Annotated in this window: 16 protein-coding genes; 8 read left to right on the top strand and 8 right to left on the bottom strand. The window is 66.3% G+C overall.

Annotation, left to right across the window (positions count from 1 at the left end; translation table 11 throughout):
* Positions 1 to 433: 433 nt before the first annotated feature.
* Positions 434 to 1,462, top strand: coding sequence for a DUF4916 domain-containing protein (locus tag L3X23_RS25950; RefSeq protein ID WP_237195317.1), 1,029 nt, complete (start codon positions 434 to 436; stop codon positions 1,460 to 1,462).
* 104 nt (positions 1,463 to 1,566) lie between these two features.
* On the opposite strand, the gene L3X23_RS25945 is transcribed toward L3X23_RS25950, so the two are convergent.
* Entirely contained in the window at positions 1,567 to 2,049 is a 483-nt protein-coding gene (locus tag L3X23_RS25945; RefSeq protein WP_237195309.1) for a DUF3883 domain-containing protein, read from the bottom strand.
* 333 nt (positions 2,050 to 2,382) lie between these two features.
* Between L3X23_RS25945 and L3X23_RS25940 the strand changes: the two genes are divergently transcribed.
* Positions 2,383 to 3,162 carry a hypothetical protein gene (locus L3X23_RS25940; protein WP_237195305.1) on the top strand — a complete coding sequence of 260 codons (780 nt, stop codon included), beginning with the start codon at positions 2,383 to 2,385 and terminating at the stop codon, positions 3,160 to 3,162.
* 279 nt (positions 3,163 to 3,441) lie between these two features.
* Here L3X23_RS25940 and istB read toward each other — a convergent pair whose 3' ends face one another.
* On the bottom strand, positions 3,442 to 4,245 hold the full coding sequence (istB, locus tag L3X23_RS25935) for an IS21-like element helper ATPase IstB (protein ID WP_237190164.1): 804 nt from the start codon (positions 4,243 to 4,245) through the stop codon (positions 3,442 to 3,444).
* On the bottom strand, positions 4,242 to 5,822 hold the full coding sequence (gene istA, locus L3X23_RS25930; protein WP_237197903.1) for an IS21 family transposase: 1,581 nt from the start codon (positions 5,820 to 5,822) through the stop codon (positions 4,242 to 4,244). The genes istB and istA overlap by 4 nt, the downstream gene beginning before the upstream one ends.
* A gap of 387 nt (positions 5,823 to 6,209) precedes the next feature.
* Between istA and L3X23_RS25925 the strand changes: the two genes are divergently transcribed.
* The 3 genes from L3X23_RS25925 to L3X23_RS25915 all read left to right on the top strand — a co-directional run bounded on the left by L3X23_RS25925 (position 6,210) and on the right by L3X23_RS25915 (position 8,004).
* Positions 6,210 to 6,782, top strand: a complete 573-nt coding sequence (locus L3X23_RS25925; RefSeq protein WP_237195303.1) for an HNH endonuclease signature motif containing protein — start codon at positions 6,210 to 6,212, stop codon at positions 6,780 to 6,782.
* Between the two features lie 191 nt (positions 6,783 to 6,973).
* The gene (locus L3X23_RS25920; protein ID WP_237195301.1) at positions 6,974 to 7,339 is read left to right on the top strand and encodes a hypothetical protein; all 366 of its coding nucleotides are present in this window, start codon (positions 6,974 to 6,976) and stop codon (positions 7,337 to 7,339) included.
* A gap of 38 nt (positions 7,340 to 7,377) precedes the next feature.
* Positions 7,378 to 8,004 carry a hypothetical protein gene (locus L3X23_RS25915; RefSeq protein WP_237195300.1) on the top strand — a complete coding sequence of 209 codons (627 nt, stop codon included), beginning with the start codon at positions 7,378 to 7,380 and terminating at the stop codon, positions 8,002 to 8,004.
* A 95-nt stretch (positions 8,005 to 8,099) separates the two neighbouring features.
* Here L3X23_RS25915 and L3X23_RS36310 read toward each other — a convergent pair whose 3' ends face one another.
* Positions 8,100 to 9,296, bottom strand: coding sequence for a DUF3883 domain-containing protein (locus tag L3X23_RS36310; protein ID WP_237195298.1), 1,197 nt, complete (start codon positions 9,294 to 9,296; stop codon positions 8,100 to 8,102).
* A gap of 83 nt (positions 9,297 to 9,379) precedes the next feature.
* Positions 9,380 to 10,177, bottom strand: a complete 798-nt coding sequence (locus tag L3X23_RS25905; protein ID WP_237195296.1) for a serine protease — start codon at positions 10,175 to 10,177, stop codon at positions 9,380 to 9,382.
* A 398-nt stretch (positions 10,178 to 10,575) separates the two neighbouring features.
* Between L3X23_RS25905 and L3X23_RS25900 the strand changes: the two genes are divergently transcribed.
* Positions 10,576 to 11,208: a hypothetical protein gene (locus tag L3X23_RS25900; protein WP_237195295.1), complete on the top strand. Its 633-nt coding sequence runs from the start codon at positions 10,576 to 10,578 to the stop codon at positions 11,206 to 11,208.
* 19 nt (positions 11,209 to 11,227) lie between these two features.
* Here L3X23_RS25900 and L3X23_RS25895 read toward each other — a convergent pair whose 3' ends face one another.
* Together L3X23_RS25895 and L3X23_RS25890 are read right to left on the bottom strand one after the other, a co-directional pair.
* Positions 11,228 to 11,485, bottom strand: a complete 258-nt coding sequence (locus tag L3X23_RS25895; RefSeq protein WP_237195293.1) for a hypothetical protein — start codon at positions 11,483 to 11,485, stop codon at positions 11,228 to 11,230.
* A 66-nt stretch (positions 11,486 to 11,551) separates the two neighbouring features.
* Positions 11,552 to 12,097 (bottom strand): hypothetical protein, encoded by a 546-nt coding sequence (locus L3X23_RS25890; protein ID WP_237195291.1) that lies wholly within the window; start codon positions 12,095 to 12,097, stop codon positions 11,552 to 11,554.
* Positions 12,098 to 12,526: 429 nt separating this feature from the next.
* On the opposite strand from L3X23_RS25890, the gene L3X23_RS25885 reads away from it, so the two are divergent.
* The gene (locus L3X23_RS25885; RefSeq protein ID WP_237195289.1) at positions 12,527 to 12,856 is read left to right on the top strand and encodes a hypothetical protein; all 330 of its coding nucleotides are present in this window, start codon (positions 12,527 to 12,529) and stop codon (positions 12,854 to 12,856) included.
* A 90-nt stretch (positions 12,857 to 12,946) separates the two neighbouring features.
* Positions 12,947 to 13,498 carry a hypothetical protein gene (locus tag L3X23_RS25880; RefSeq protein WP_237195287.1) on the top strand — a complete coding sequence of 184 codons (552 nt, stop codon included), beginning with the start codon at positions 12,947 to 12,949 and terminating at the stop codon, positions 13,496 to 13,498.
* A 145-nt stretch (positions 13,499 to 13,643) separates the two neighbouring features.
* Here L3X23_RS25880 and L3X23_RS25875 read toward each other — a convergent pair whose 3' ends face one another.
* Positions 13,644 to 16,109, bottom strand: coding sequence for a hypothetical protein (locus L3X23_RS25875; RefSeq protein ID WP_237195285.1), 2,466 nt, complete (start codon positions 16,107 to 16,109; stop codon positions 13,644 to 13,646).
* Between the last annotated feature and the right edge of the window lie 125 nt (positions 16,110 to 16,234).

Raw genomic sequence — 16,234 nt, 5'->3', positions numbered from 1 at the left:
GCCGCCGCCGTGACTGATGACCGGAGATCGTCGCCGCGGCGACGTGCCCCGGCTGTTCAGCCGGACTGGCATGCAGAGCCCGAAGCGGCACACGAAGGACAAGAACCAGGTTGGTCGCCATAGACCCACGCCTCACCGCCGGCACCACCCGAATCCAGTACCTCGCGTGACGGATCTCAGCAGCGCAGCGTTTCGTAGGCGGTGTGTCCGCGGCGCGGATCCTTCGTGTGTCGCCCAGACTCTACTGACAGAAACTTTGCGGCACGCGCTCGGAACACGGGCTCGCCAACGGAAGGCCAGTCGAGCGCCGAGACCGCGTCCCACGACCCGTGGCATCCACTCAGCACTACGCTTGAACGCGTTCCGGTGGAGCCGCCGACACCTGCCTCACCTTGAGGAGGCAAGGCCCGCACCGTAAAGTTGTCACACATCGATGGCTAAGGATTCTGAGTTGGAACCTGCGGACCCCAGAAGGGCAGGGGCCGATCCCTCCACACCAGCGCTCGCCGACGGCTGGATTGAGACGGCGGAGTGGGAACTAATTCAGGAGCGCATGCCGATAGCCTGCGTCGACTTCGTTCCGGTACGACGGGATTTAACGGGTACAGTCGAGCTCATCGGCCTAATTCGGAGAAGCAATCCATTCGGCGACCAGGCTCTTTGGTGTCACCTCGGCGGCCGGATCAACAGGGGCGAATCGGTCAGCGCTGCGCTATCTCGACATGCAGCGGCCACCCTTCCGGGCGCGAGGATCAGCTTCCTCGAGGCTGATCCACTGATTACAATGCAATGGTTTCCAGAGGAGATAAATCCAGATCGACAGCAACCGAATCCCTGGGCCCACTTCGGAGAGGACCCCAGAAAGCACGCCATCAGCCTCTGCTTCGTTGGCGAATTCGAGGAATCCGACTACAAGGTAGCGGGTGAGGCGGCTCGGTTCGAATGGTTCCCCGTAGGGGACGTCGGGGAACTTGAGCTGTGGCCTGGCTCTCACAGGTTAATCACTAGGGTGGTCGCGGCTGACGGAGCCAGGAATTCTGAGAGCGCTGCGAACCTTCGTGTAGCGTACTCGGCGCTCGCTGCGCGCGCCCTCAATCACAATACACTAGTATGGCAAACTCCTACGCTTGCCCTGGCCGCCCAGGCTTTCCTGATGACCATCGCCCTGAGCCCGGCAGCAGCGACGTCTGCGCGGCTTATTGCGGCGGGGCTCAATTTAGTCTTATCAATTCTCTGCCTTCAATTAATGACGAAACACCGTCAGATGCTGGTTATCGATCGAGAAGAGCTCGCGGAGATCGAGCAGCGTCTTCGACTTAAGACCTATCATCAACGCCTACGCGCGGACCGACTATCCCTATTCGGCAGGCAACGCAGCGGGAACTGGTGGCGCGCTGCATTTGTAGTCCTCGCGTTGGTTTCAGTCGCAATCATAATTTTGACAGCTGGAGGCTGGGGGTAGAGGCTTACCTCTCCGATGGGTCTTGTGATGTCCGAGGGCCTCTGGGAGGCGCCATCAAGCCAATGGGAGGTTGTGACTGGCCCGGACGCATACAGCCCCGGCGATCAGCGGTTGATATTGATCCTATGGACGTAGGCTTCTGCCCATGTAAGCACCTCGGATGGCTGGTAGATCGAGACCGTCGGTCGCGTCGCTGCTCGGGTCACCACCGCCATGACCCATCCTGCGTCCTCTCTCGCCAGCCGGTACTCGTTGCGGGTCACCAGCACGGTCGGCTTTGCCCCGGCGGTGCCCTTGACCTCGACGCGGTCGACCTCGCCGTCGGGAGCCGTGCAGGTCAGGTCCCAGCCGCAGTTCTCGTGCTCGACGCTGCCCACCTCGTATCCACGAGACCCGTAGTACTCCCTCGTGGCCTCTACCGCGGCGATCTCCACGAGTCGTCGGGTGACGGGATCACCGAAACCGGCGCCGTCCACGGGGTCGAGAGTGATGACCTGCTCTACCGACACGCCGACTTCCGGCCGGGGCGGTAGCAGGGGCTCAAGGCGAGCCAGGTCGTTGGCGCTGATCCAGCTCGGGTTGGACATCTGTCGCGCTGGCATGACCTCGAGGGCCGCCAGTCGCGACTGGACAACTTGGACCTCGACTAGCCAGTAACAAGGTGCCTACCAGTTGCGACCATACGCCTACGAACGAGGCCGGCGACTCGGAGTCAACATCGGTGGTAGTGATGATGGGCCTCCTCTAGCACCTGGACCGAGCATCTGGGGGCAATACGACGCCACCGGAATTCGTTGGCAATAGGCAGCAACGGACCGACACCACTATTTAGATCAAATGAAACGGTGCGATTGCGTCTCTCAGAACGCCCACCCCAGCCTCCTCAAACGCCGTCGCCTGAGATGCGGAGGATGTGAATGATGTCAGAGTCGTCGACAAGCACCACCAAGCGCATCTCGCGGGTCGCCAACCCGCTTGCAACAGTAGCGATCTTTCTTACTCTGTGCGAGGTCACGGCAGGCGTCGCTGCCACCCAGACCGAGAACGCCCCGCGGCTGATCTTCACAGTCTTCTCGGTCACTTTCCCTCTCGTAGTAGCTATCGGCCTATTCTTCCTCTTGCTTAAGAGGCCCGAAGTGCTGTACGCGCCAGGCGACTACTCGAAAGGCACGACTATTGACGAATTCGTCAACGCCACGAAAGGAGCTAGAACCTCCAAGACTGCCGAAGATCAGAACAAGGACCTTCTGCAGCTCATGACGAACGCAATCGAGCAAGGGCTTAGAGAGTACCTGCCGCGTGGCGCAGCGACACCTGCCGAGCTGGAAGCGGTTGCGAGCAGAGTCGCCGAAACTCAGATCCAGCAGAACAGTGTCAGAGTACTGTTACCGGAGGATGACGGAGAAAACGGCGGGATACTGACCATCCCAGTGGGTGAACACACGACAGTAGGCATACTTCTTGACCGAATCTTCTTCGCATTGAACGACACTGTTCCTGCTCACACTTACGGCGAGTGGTGGGTACTAGTCTCGAACGACGGGACATTCTTGAGACCAGCTGGTCGCGCCTACGCTACAACCGTCGGCGCAGCCAAGGATGACCGATCCATTGCCGATCTCGGGATATCTCCCGGAGAAACCCTACAAGTCAAGCTACTCGTCGACATGCGCGACGCGATTACGAGAGCCAATCGTTGATGTAGGCAGGACGGGAGGCGGAGCCACCACTCGACACACCCCGCGTGAACCGGCACGAGCGTGAGTGATGAACGAAGCGGGGCAGCACCTGATCCGTAGTTGGGGAGCAGTCGACTCCATCACCGGCAAGCAGCGATTTCTCTGGGACAGCGAGCGCCCGAGCGCATGTCAACGGCCAGCTCGTTCTCCCCGTTGGCGGCCAGTAGTTCTCCCCACTGGTGGCCAGTTGGTTCTCCCCGACGGCGGCCAGATATTTCCCCGCCTGGGGTCGTGCCCGGGTCAGGTCAACGGGCTCACCCCCTTGCCAGAGGTGGCCTGGGCGAGGCGGTAGCTGTCGCCCTGGGTGACGACGATGTGGGCGTGGTGGAGCAGCCGGTCGACCGTGGCGGTGGCGAGGGTCTTCGGCATGATCTCGTCGAACCCTGAGGGGTGCAGGTTGCTGGAGACGGCCAGCGAGCGCCGCTCGTAGGCGGCGTCGACGAGCCGATAGAAGCCCTCCGCGGCATCCGGTGAGACGGGCAGCAGCCCGATGTCGTCGACGATTATCAGGTCGGTGCGGATCAGCCGGGCCAGCGCGCGGGTGATCGAGTCGTCGGCGCGGTGGCGGCGGACGAACGCGCCGAGGTCTTCGATGGTGAACCAGGCGACGGTCATCCCGGCCTCGACCGCGGCCTGCCCGAGCGCTTCGCAGAAGTGGCTCTTCCCCGTCCCGGACGGGCCGCAGACGCAGAGGTTCTCCCGGCGGCCGACCCATTCCAGGCTGGTGAGCGCGTCCTGGGTCGGGCGCGGGATCGTCGAGGCCGAGGCGTCCCAGTCCTGCAGGGTCTTCCCGGCGGGGAACCCGGCGCGGGCGCGGCGGGTCCGCAGGTTCGTCGCGTCCCGGCCGGCGGCCTCCTCGGCGAGCAGCACTCGGACCAGCTCGGCGTGGTCCCAGCGCTGGGCTCGCGCGGTCGGGATGAGCTCGAGCAGGTGGCGGCGGATGTGCGGGAGCTTGAGCCGGCGGGTGAGCTCGACCGCCTCGGCCAGCGGATCACCGGCCGAGCCGGCAACGCCCGCCGAGCTCGGTGTCGTGGTAGCGCTCATGCGGGCTCTCCAGTCGGTTGCGGCCCAGCGGACCCAGTGCCGGACTCAGTGCCGGGGTCAGGATCTGGTTCGGGGCCAGGAGTTAGGCCGAAGCCGGACCAGGCGGCGGTGCCCGGCTGGAGGCTGTGGGTCTCACTCGCCTGCGTGGCGGGCTTGGCGACGGTCTCCCCGGCTTGGTGGGCGAGGATGCGCAACAGGTCGTTCTCGGCGAACCGTCCCGCGATCGCCGCGGTGCCCAGGGCCTGGTCGACCTGCCCGGGCGGGTGCAGCTTGGCCAGCGCGACGGCCTCGGTCATCTTCCGCCGGACCCCGCGGGCCCCGGCCGCGGCCGCCTCGACCAGCCAGGCCGCAGCGCCCGGCCCGAGCGCGAGGAACGCCGCCTCCGCAGCGCTGGTGGCCCGCGGTGTCCGCTCGCCGTGCGCGTTCGCCGCGGCGGTGCGCGGCGGGTAGTGCGCGTCGTCGATGACCGGGCTGCCCGGGGTCGACCGTCCGTGCCGTGCGACCTGGACCGGCCCGTCCTGCCCGACGGCAGTGACGATGAGGTCGTCGCCGTGGAAGCGGACCCAGACCCGCGTGTCGACCAGCTCGTGGGGCACCGAGTAGCGCACGCCCTCGACCGAGACGGTGGCGTCCCAGTTCACCCGACGGGTGGTGCCGAACGCGACCGTGAACGGAGTGGAAGGCAAGGGGTGCAGGCGCAGGCGTTCCTCGGCGAGCATCTCCACCGGCGGCCGCCTCGTCTCGCGGTGCGGGCGGGTGTTGACCTTCTCGCACCATCCTCGGCAGGCGGCTTCGAGCTGGCCGAACACGCGGTACTCGTCGGCGAGGTTGACCTCGGTGGGGACGAGGTCGGCCTTGGAGATCCGCACCGTCGCCTCGCTGCCGCCCTTGGTCTGCGGGTCGGCCGGCACGCAGGTGCGGATGGTCATCCCGTAGTGGCGGGCGACATGAACGATCTCCGGATTGCGCACCGGCACTCCGGCGACGTGGTCGACCGAGACGGTGCGCTCGTTGTCGGTCAGCGCGTAGGTCGGCACCCCACCCAAACGACGCAGGGTGGTGTCCAGGCAGGCCACGATCGTGGGCAGGGTGCGGTCCCAGACCGCGAGCACGACCCGGAACCTCGACCAGGCCAGCCACGCGCACCACAGGTTCGTCCGGCGCCCGCCGATCCGTGGGCCCTCCGCCCAGTCCCACTGCAACCACAGACCCGGCTCGGGCACCCACGGCCGCAGCACCCGCCGCTGCCCGGCGCGCAGCCGCGCCTTCGTCTCGGCCACCGCGCGACGGGTGGTGCGCTCCCCTCCGGTGAAGCCCATCGCGACGATGCGCTCATGCACGATGTCGGCGCGCACCCGCCCGTTGGAGCGGGCCACCAGCTCCTCGATCTTGGCCAGGTAGGCGTCGATCGGTCGGGCCCGGTGCTCGCGGGCCACCACCGGCTCCCCGGTCGCGCGCAGCGCCACGTATCGGGCCACGGTGTGGTGGTCACACCCCGCCAGCTCGGCCGCCGCACGGTAACTGCCCGTGAGGTCGTAGGCCTCGAGAATCTCCACGATCTCCTCGCTCCGCTTCACCGGCAGACCCTCGCCGCCGGTCATCTGCTGTGGATCACCGGGGAGATATCTGGCCGTCAGCGGGGAGAACGCCGGCCATCACCGGGGCGGTAAATGGCCGCCTATGGGGAGCTTGGACTGGCCGCTGTCAGCGCACGCCAGAGGTACGAGTGCGCAGCAGTTCGTGGATCAGTCGGTGGATCAAGATCGTGTTCATGCAGAGCACGCTCTGCCAGTCCAGGCGGTGAGCTGGTGAGCACCCCGCGTCCCCGGACGGCCCGGGGCCTTCCCTAACGCTGATGCCAGGGGCCCAGGCTGGGGTACGTGCGCTGAGTACTTCAGCAACGGATTTCTGTCGGTCCCGCCCGCCATGCTGTCGTCGACCAGCACGCCGGCGATCGGGGCACCATGACGGACACGACCTTCACCGAGCCCGCCGCCGCTTCGACGGGACGGGCCGAGTCGTTGCGTCGACGCTGGAAGCAGACGGCCTGGGGTCGCCTCTACCGGGCACGGATGCGCGCCGGACTCGAACCCTGTCGATGGTGCGGCGCCCGTGACCACCCGTCCAACCCCTTGACCCTCGACCACATCATCCCGATCTCCGCCGACGGAGACTCGTCGCTGGACAACCTCACGATCCTCTGCGAAGGCTGCAACACATTCAAGGGCGGCCGTACCTGGGCCCTCGAGTCGCTGGCCCAGGAAGAGGAATCGGCACCTCCGCAGCGACGCTGGGCCGAACGAGTTTCACGCGAGGTCTACCAGCGCCGATACCCCTGCCCATCGTGCACCCGTCCCGTGCGGGCCGACCAGTCCAGCCGGCTCGTTCCCCACCCCACTCCCGACGACACCAACCGGTGTCCAGGTACCCGACGGCGGGTCACCGATGACTCCGTCACTGCGCTCCTCCTCGAAGCCCTCGAGACGGAGCGGATCCCGGGAGCGACCACCTCGGCCGGGCTGCGGGCGATCACATAAATCCCGACAGTCACGCCATTGCTGGCCAGTACGTCGCCAGCGACCTGCTGCGCTGGCGAAGCGCGGAGCCTCGCCGAGCAACCAGAGCGCCATAGATAGGTAGTCAGGTGCTCTTGACTATCTGGGTACGTCCTGCGACGCTTCTCCTGTCCGACGGATAGTCGGGTCTTCTACTCGATGGAGGCTAGCAGATGCCGCTCCACGTCACCCTCGCTCGGCCTGTCCAGCTACCCGCCCCTGATGCACTGGGACGTACCTACTTCGGGTTCGACCCGCAGAAGTCCGACGAGGAGAACTGGCTCGCGAACCGTGCAGACTGGGTGCTCGGGAAACCAGCGGAGCGCGAGAGCTACGTGCTGTTCACCGAGCATGCCACGCGCACGATCGTGCTTGCCGCCGAGATCACGGACATCGTCCCCTCCCCGAATCACCCGTCGAAGAAGGCCATCGAGGGCGTCCTACTCGGCCCCGGTCACCCGGTCTTCGACGAGTACGTCGGCCAGGACCAGCCGGATTCCGCTCGCGTGCGCAACCCGATCACGTACCTGCGCGACTGAGTCCATCCCCACGCATCCGACCCGTAGAGGCCCCTGCCATGGCAATCCACATCACCCTCGCCCGTCCCGTCCAGCTCGCACAGGCTGATGCGCTCGGGCGCACCTACTTCGGCTACGACCCGGAGCGGACACCCACCGAGAACTGGCTGGCGAACCGCGCCGACTGGGTCCTCGGCGAACGAGCCCAACGCGAGCGATACGCACTGTTCTCCGAGCACGCGACCCGCACGATCGTCCTGGCCGCTGAGATCACCGCCATCGTCCCCTCCCCGAACAACCCCGCGAAGAAGGCCATCGAGGGCATCGTGCTCACGGAGGGACACCCGGTGTTCGAGGCCTTCGTCGGCAACGACCAGCCCGAGTCCACCCGGGTCCGCAATCCCGTCACCTACCTCGACACCGCCATCGGCGGTTGGCCGTGCGCGTGCGGCTGCGGCACCGAGATCCACGCGGGAGAGTTCGTCCGAGGCCACGAGCAGACCGCCCTACACCAGCGCGTCAGCCAGATTGGGACGATCCCCGAGTTCATCCGGTGGTTCGACAAGATCCGCGCAGGCGACACTACGCAGGCCGGCCACACGCTGACACTGAATTCTGAAGGCCACATCGAACTCACGACGCGCCCGGACGGGGCGATCTCTATCATCCTCACGCCCACCTCGTGACAGCCGCGGCAGACTGCCCCCTGCTGCGACCGAGCAGGCGAAGTCACCCCGGATAGGCTGGACGACACCGGCAGGGCTGGCAACCAGGCCAGACTTCATTCCTCAAAGCTGATCTTGTAGACATAGGGTTCCGCCTCTGTGAGCACCTCGCGCGGCTGGTGGATCGAGACGGTCGGTCGCGTCGCTGCCCTTGTGACGACCGCCAGGACCCAGCCTGCGTCCTCGGTCGCCGATCGGTACTCGTTGCGGGTCAGTAGCACGATCGGCCTCGCTCCGGCGGTGCCCTTGACCTCGACGCGGGCGATGTCGCCGTTGGGAGCCGTGCAGGTCAGATCCCAGCCGCAGTTCTCATGCTCGACGCTGCGCACCTCGTACCCACGAGACTCGTAGTACTCCCTCGTAGCGCCAACCGCAGCGATCTCGACGAGCCGTCGGGTGACGGGGTCGCCGAACCCGGCTCCGTCCGCGGGGTCGAGGGTGATGACCTGCTCGACCGGCGCACCGAGTTCCGCCCAGGGCGGTAGTAGGGGCTCAAGGCGGGCAAGGTCGTCGGCGCTGATCCAGCTCGGGTTGGACATCTGTCGCGCTCGCATGACCTCGAGGCTGTCCGGGCCGAGCACGTCGACGACTTGGGTCTCCCGGATCGGGGTGTCCCAGACCTGCAGCTCGAGCGGGGCGGCGATCCGCATGCGGTCGCGAGCGTCCAGGTCGAGCCAGTAATCCACGACATCGCCGTCGACAGCGTCGTCACCGTCTCCGGTGGCGGCGAGGTGTTGCACGGTGCCGGTGGTCCAGCCCGAACCCCAGAAGCCGCGCGGCAGGGGCCCGTCGATGCTGCCGGTCACCCACAGCAGCACCCGCTGCCCGTGCTCGATCATGTCTGATCGGTAGCCCTCCTGCACCGTCCAGTCGTCGATCATCCGCTCGTCCCCGGCGAGGAATCCGGCGAAGTTCCAGACCTGTGGATTGCACTTGAGCACCCATGCACCCAAGCTGCCGGCGGTCGGCCCACCGTTCGCCGCGGCGGAGCTCTGCCGGACCGCGACGGCGAACCCGAGCCCCTCAAGGAGCTTCTGCACGGTGGCCTCGCCCCCGCTGAAGTCCGCGGCTGTGAGACGGACACCGTGGCGGCGGGTGTGCGCGGCACCGACGACGGCCTTCGAGTCGTACTCCTTCCCGCGGTACACGAGGAAGTAGCTGCGCGACTCACCGAACCCGTACTTGGACAGGAACTCCCGCCTGCCAAGTGCATCAAATTCGTCGAGCGCTCCGACGACGTCGTCGGCAGTCACATCAGGCAACGGCACCACCCGACCCTATCCACACGCACGCATCCCCTACTGGTCGTCCGTCCGTCGCGGTGTGCCGCGCAGACTCACGGCGGCGGCGCGATGTCGTCGATCTGCTGCAACAGGATCCGGGCCGGGTCTCGCAACGGGGTACCGGTCAGGAACGTCGAGTCGTTGTTGATTCCGGCCGAGACACCGATGACGAGCCCGAGACCGGTAGCGGCGTCGAAATCGGCCAGCCACGGTCCGCCGGAGGCACCGCGGGTCATCTGGCAGTCGATCGCGAGCTGGTCAGGCCCGGCGAGCGCGAAATAGGGGGTGTCCGGGATGCGGTCCGTGGCGCTGCTGCTGCACAACCGCTGGGTGCGCCCGTCGAAGCGCCCCTCCGCGGGGTAGCCGATCACCGTCACCTCCGAGCGGGCTTGCTCGTGGTTGAAGTAGATCCCCTCGGCCCCGACCAGATCCTGAACCGGAACACCGTCGCGGGGCGCGATCAGCAGGAACGCGAAGTCCAAGGTCATCTCACCGCCAGCCATCCATCCCTGGTCGACGATGGCCCGCTCGACGTCCCACGCCTCGAACGGTGCGGTGTCGCCGACCCGGCCGGGCCAGAACTCCAGCCCCTCGGTGCGCCACCCCACCGGCATGTCCGGATGGAAGCTGCGCCACGGCGCGGCCTCGGGGACGTACACGCAGTGCGCGGCGGTGACCGCGATCCGCCTCGACCGTGACGGGATCACCGTTGCGGTGCAGCCGCTGCTGAGCTGCCCGACCGCGGTCTGAACAACCCCGCCGCCGGCGCGGATCCCCCGTGTCTCCCCCGGCCCCGACTCCGGGTCCCAGTCCAGCGGCGTCAACGGCCCGACCGGCTGCGCACCGCTCAACGCCGCCGGAACCACCACACCCGTCCAGGCACTTTCCGAGACTCGTGACCGCGGCCCCGGGTCGGCGGCGACCACGGTCAGCGTCACCAACACGGCCGCAGCCGCGGCAGCGACTCGCCTCGATCCCATGCTCGGCATCTCTGTCAGCTCTCCACTCGTCGGTGTGAGCCGGCAGCGTCGCCTACCCATGCCATGCGGATCGTCCTTTTCGGATGATCTGTTCGCTACTGTGAACGCACCGACCAGGCCGGTGGCTTGACCCCGGCCCCTGCCGGCCCCTGCCGATCTCCGGGTGTGACGCCTCCACCCAGTACGAGCGGCTGGGCCCGTTCGCGATCGCGAACGAATCCACTTGAACTGCGTCCTTGTAGGGGCTGGGCCTCTTAGCCTCGTCGCTCATGACCGATCAAAGCGCCGACCAGACCAGCCGAGGCGGCGGCAGCCAGGCTGAGGCGGATGCCCACTTGGCGTGGTCGCTCGCGGCGAACTGCCTGCTCTACGAGTCCGATCCCGGGCCGGCCGTGCTGAACGTGGCCTCGGCGGCCGAGCCGGTGTGGATGGACCGCTCGACGGCGTGGCAGGACAGCTTCGCCCGCTACCTCCTCGAACACCTCGACGCCGACCCCGACCGGCTCCACAGGGCACACACCACCGCTTCCGCGGACCTCGCCAAGGCCCGCACACCGCGGTTCGCCCTCGACGCCTACCGATCACGCCGCCGCAGCGGCTCGTCGCGGCGATCCGCCGCCCGGATCCTGCGGCCGGGCACACGCCGCGAGCTCGTCGGCGTCTACCGCCGGGCCATCGACCTGTGCCGGCTGGCACTCGACATCGCCACTTCCGCGGGCGCCGACCACGATCCACTCGCCCGACGGCGGCTGCTCGCCGCGACCCGACACCAGAACACCGTCACCGCGCTCGGCGTGATCCCCGGTGTCGCCGAGGCCAGCAGCACCCAGCTCGCCGAGGACCTCGACGAGCTCGACACGCTCGACCCCCGCAAGCCGGGCGACACGAGCGGGACCATCTGAGCCCCTGCACGCCGGTCGGTCACAGCTCCGCGGGCAGGACGCCCCCGGTCAGGTTGTCGAGATCGAGCCGCCCAACCACGTCCACCCCCGGCCACACGTACACCGGGACCGAACCGACCTGCATCCGGTACTCCATACCCGCCCCCTCCACCGCCACCAGCTGACGCAGCTCGTCGCACGCCCTCCGTTGCGTGCGGGTCCAGGTCGCCTCGACACCGCTGGCGGTCCAGTCGACGTTCTCGCAGCCCGGCCGCAGCACTCCCACCTTCCATCGCATGCCCGCCACCGTGAACGCGGACGGCCCGGCCGCGCCAGCGGCCGGGCCGAACCACCCACAACCCGCTCACAAACGGTCGAGCGCATCCACAGTCGCCAGCAACGCCGCGGCCTTGCGCCACGCGGCGAGCATCGTGGTGTAGGCGGCGGCATCGCACAGCTCCCACGTGATCGGCCCGACGCGCAGCCGCAGGATCGCCGGCAGCTCCGACCCCGGCTTACCGGGCAGCAACCCGCCGGTGATCGTGGCCTCCCCACCCAGGCGCACCATCGCCGACACCGACCACGGCCCCGCCGTCAACACCGACCGGCGTGAAGTCAGGTGCGGCACCAGCGAGGTCGCCACCGGCGCCGCGGCCGCCCAGGACTGCGCGATCCGCGCCGCGGTGTAGTGGCTACCCAGATACACCAGCACCGGCCCGGCCGAAAACCCCAGCTGGGCCTCCGGGGTCCCGGCGTGCTGCACATCCAGCCGGGTCGGCACCCGACCGGCCAACCTCACCGAGAACCCGATCACCTGCCCCGTACCGTCCGCACGCTCGCCGATCCCGCCCGCCGCGCCCTCGGGCGTCGGGTCGGTGGTGGTGTTCCGGGTGCGCTGCTTGCCGGTCATGGTGGCCTCCCGCAGTCTGCGGGGTCCGGGTCTGTCGGCCCGTCCCCTTAGGGTGGCGGGGTGCTGTCCCCCGCCGCGGTAAGGCGCACCGGCACGGCCTCGGAGGCTCGCAGTCAACGGCGGCCGCAGGCCGTCGCCGAAGGCGATCGCGGAGCTTGCGCAGCGACCGTTTACGGCGAGTGAGGCCGTGCTAAGCCAAGGGCCGACAGGCCCCGCCCGAAGGGCGACCACCAGCACTTCCCCGGCCCGCGCGGCCCTGAGCGCCCCTACCAACCGCAGCGCATGCACCGGATCCGCCCCGGAGCCAGCGGTCCTGGCCACAGGCCGGACTCCTACTCGTTCCCGGCGCGCAGGCCTCCCTGTCCGCCAGCCCTGTCCGCCAGCACAGGCAACCATCAAGTCGAACTATTGTTCGATACACTCCAGGCCGTGGAACGTCAGGCCGGGCAGCAGCTGCCAGACGTCCTCGCCGTCGACCACCCAGCCGTACGCCGAGTCGTACCCGCCGTGGCGGTGTGGGTCGACCTGTCCGCACTCACCGGACGCGCCCGTGGCGACTGGCGCCACGCGGGCATGAACATCACCACCACGGCGGGACTACTCACCGGCTGGATCCGCACGCTGGGCAACGGCTGGCTCGCCGTCGTCGACACCGTGCTACCCATCGAGAGCCGACCCGCGTGCACGTCCCGGGTGATCGTGCCTGCCGCCGCGATCACCCGGGACTCCTTTCAGGTCCGCAAGCGCTTAGGGAAGTAGCCACAGCTCCGGGGCTCGTCATGCGCGTGCCATCTGCCGGGCGAAAATCGCCCCAACGGCCTGGACCCGGAGATCGATACGCTCCGCAGCGTGGAGAGCGACTACCCAGCCTGGAGCTACTTCCCGAGGAACACCCGCCCACCCTCATGGGCCCTCGACCTCGCCGCAGCGACCGCCGCAGCACAGGACCAGATCTCTACAGCACCCGATGACCGTCGCGGCATCAAGAGCGACGACGTCCTGCGCGCTCTCGCACCATCACTCGCGGAGCTCGGCTACGCCGTCGAAGCCAGCAAGAGATCAGCCGACAAGATCAAACGGCCGGTCTTGTTCGGCGACAACGGACGCCCGTCACTGTCCTACGAGATCGACGCCTTCCACGACGAGCACGGCATCGTCGTCGAGGTCGAAGCGGGCCGCGGAGCCCAGAGCAACGCAGTCCACCGTGACATTATCCGCACCTCGCTGATCCTCGACGCCCGCTTCCTCGCCCTGCTCGTCCCCCAGAAGTACCGTTTCACCAGCGGAGTCCGAGTCGAGACCAAACTCGCCTACGCCGCTACAAAAGATCAACTCGATGCCATCTACGCCTCGGACCGGCTCCAGCTGCCGTTCGAGGGCGTCGCCGTGATCGGGTACTAGTGCACGGCGGTGGCTGCTCGCCGGTGAGCCATCCATCGACCGTCAACCCGGGATAACCCCGGCTTAACCCGTCGGACGAGGTTGCAGCTGCGGCTCGATGAGCTTTACATCCTTGCGAGAGCGGTGGCAACGAGGCGAGGTTTGATCACGACCAGTCCTCTGGGGACTCTCTGAGCTCGATGCCACCGAGATCCGCTACTGCGTAGCCGTCCTCTTTATAGAGAACGACTCGGATGAAGTCGCCGACGGCCGGGCGATTCTTTCGGATCAGCCTGCTAAGGCCGTAGAGGAAGAGGCCCGATCGTCGGAGGGTGCCGACCTGTTGACCGTCTGTACCGTCCACTATCGCGAGATTAATCTCCTCGTTGAGGTTGGCGCTCCAGCTAGAGCTGAACACTCCCGAGAAGAGCATTCCGGGAGTGAGTCGTTGGGTGAACCAGGGCCTCCCACCTTCAGTTACGCCTTCATGCCGTTCTCGGTTCATTACTCTGTTGCGCGCTCGAGCACTGCGCTGCAGGTCTTCGATCACATCGGTCGGGATGCTTGACCCGCGGAGCCCCCAGACATTATGCCCAAAGTTCTCGATGCACTCTGCATAGGTCAGGAAGACCGAGACCGTTGTCGTATTCATTCCTTCGGCGCAGCAGGCCTCGATCAGGTCGTTGCGAGTCATCGCTGACCATCGTTGGGAGCGGAGGACTCCGACCAGAGTCAACTTCTCCGGTCCGAGGCTCTCCAGATCTATAGGATCGACCGACCTGATGCGACCGTCTGCGTCTACAGTAAACGATGGGTGGCAGGAATAGAACTCCCGGACAATTTCGTCCGGAGGCACCTCGAGTTCTGTCGAGCGTGAGGACCCTCCGGTGGAGTTCCGCCATGTGTAATTTCGACTTACCCCCTCGATCATGGACGTAAGAAGTTGGGGTTCTTGTACGACCAGAATACGTCGACTAGTATTGACCAGACGGTTTCGCGTCGGCCCGTGTCGGGTCCAGAACCAGTCGCTTGCCAGCCAGCTGACGTCGGAGCGCCCCGCTAGGAGATCCCGCACCAGCGCTTCATTGACTCCGTCGATCCCAGTTGTCTCCGCCAGAACCTGATCGATCGAGGCCGCACCGTTGCGATCACTGATCCGCCGGGCGACAGTGACAATCTCCTTCGCCACCTTGACCTCGGCGGAGCTCACAACGAACCCGTCGAGATTCTCTAGGTCAAGCTTTCTGCCGGTCAGTTCAGCGGCTGCTGCGAGTGCCGCCACTGTCCAAGGCTGCTCAGTCAAGCCAGCGCCGGTGAGAGCCTCGTTCAGGTCGGTCAGCGCACATGGCACGACACTCTCGATGGTCTGGACCATCTGATTCATAAGCGGCGCCCAAACCTTCTCGGCGGGCAGGCGGGCAGTCATTTGCTGGGAGAGCTGCCCAACGCGCGCTCGGCTGACACCGAGCACTTGGGCAATCTCCGCCATCGTGGACGGGTTACCGCCGTCGAGACCGAAACGGGCGGCCATCGCGACCACCCGTGGATTATCGGAGTTCAGGCCTAAGGCCGCGGCCACGAGCGCACGCCCTTCAACCTCGACGGTTGGGGCCTTCAACACATCTTTGCGCCTACAAATCCGCTCTAGAAGCTCCCGACCTGCTCGCGGTGAAAGCTTAGGCAGTGTTGCTGCCAGGTTTAGACCAGATCCGAGCAGATCCTGGAAACGGGGGTCATCCCCTCTGATGAGCTCCGCCCAGTCTGGAACCGGCAGAGGGTCTAGGGGAGGGTAGTCGACTGAAGTCGCCCTCGGAGGTTCCTCGGACGGAACCTTCGACTGCTTTGTTGCCGCTTGGGCGGCAAGAGCCTTGACGAAATCGTTTAGCTGAGCCCTCGCTCGCACACCAAATTGGGGCACGGTCGAGAGGTCAGATCTGTCAGCCGTGGCAAGGAAGTGCCGAAGACCGTCTTCTCCACCAAAGGTTCGCAACAGCAGATTCTGTACCCTTCGCGGCTGTTCGGCCAGCAACTCAGACAATTCTTCCGCACTAGTAGCGGCCAAAGCGAGCTGCTCCTCCTCGCTCAGGAGCGGATCGGGGATGAAGTCTGCAGCGCGGCTCAGCCCTGTCGTTCGAGCTTTAGAACGCTTCGCCCACTGCGGATTCCACGAGCCGGTCTCCGCCATCCGATCAGGCGGGTCGGGCATCAGGTCATCTGAAGAGGGGTTCAGATCCACTCTTCGATCGGCCTGACCATTCGGAAGTACGGGAAGGGCCGAAGTGACCCGCCCGAACTGTCCGCCATCGGCATCACTACCCGAGCCGTTGAATGCACTATCAATGGCCGCAGCGGCGACGAGGAAGGACTCGGGATCAAGTCGTGCAGCACGCAGTAGGTCACCTAAAGTGAGCCGCTCCAGCGCGGCGACGAGTTCCACATCAGAGACTGGGCCGATCAGTCGAGCAAGCACCGGAGAGGCGCGAACGATCTCTGCCAGCCGCCTGGATAGACCGATGACGTCCTCAATTGTAACGGCAAAGACCCTCCGTGCGTTGACTGCGGGGATCAGCGGGACACCAAGGAGGTCATTTGACCATATGAAGTCGACGACCCTACGCGCAACAACGGGCAATTCGATTTCTCCCGCAGGGAATTGCACCTCGCGGATGGGTGCCGAATCCCGGATAGAAGGAATCAATGCGCATAGGGCCGACGGGATAGGACGGTCATCAATTCTCGAGCGCAGAACGCCCGGCA

The organism is Pseudonocardia sp. WMMC193 (genome assembly GCF_021728735.1).
Classification (GTDB): Bacteria; Actinomycetota; Actinomycetes; order Mycobacteriales; family Pseudonocardiaceae; genus Pseudonocardia; species Pseudonocardia oroxyli.
Note: the sequence above shows the minus strand (reverse complement) of the source record. Positions and strands in the feature narration are given on the sequence as shown.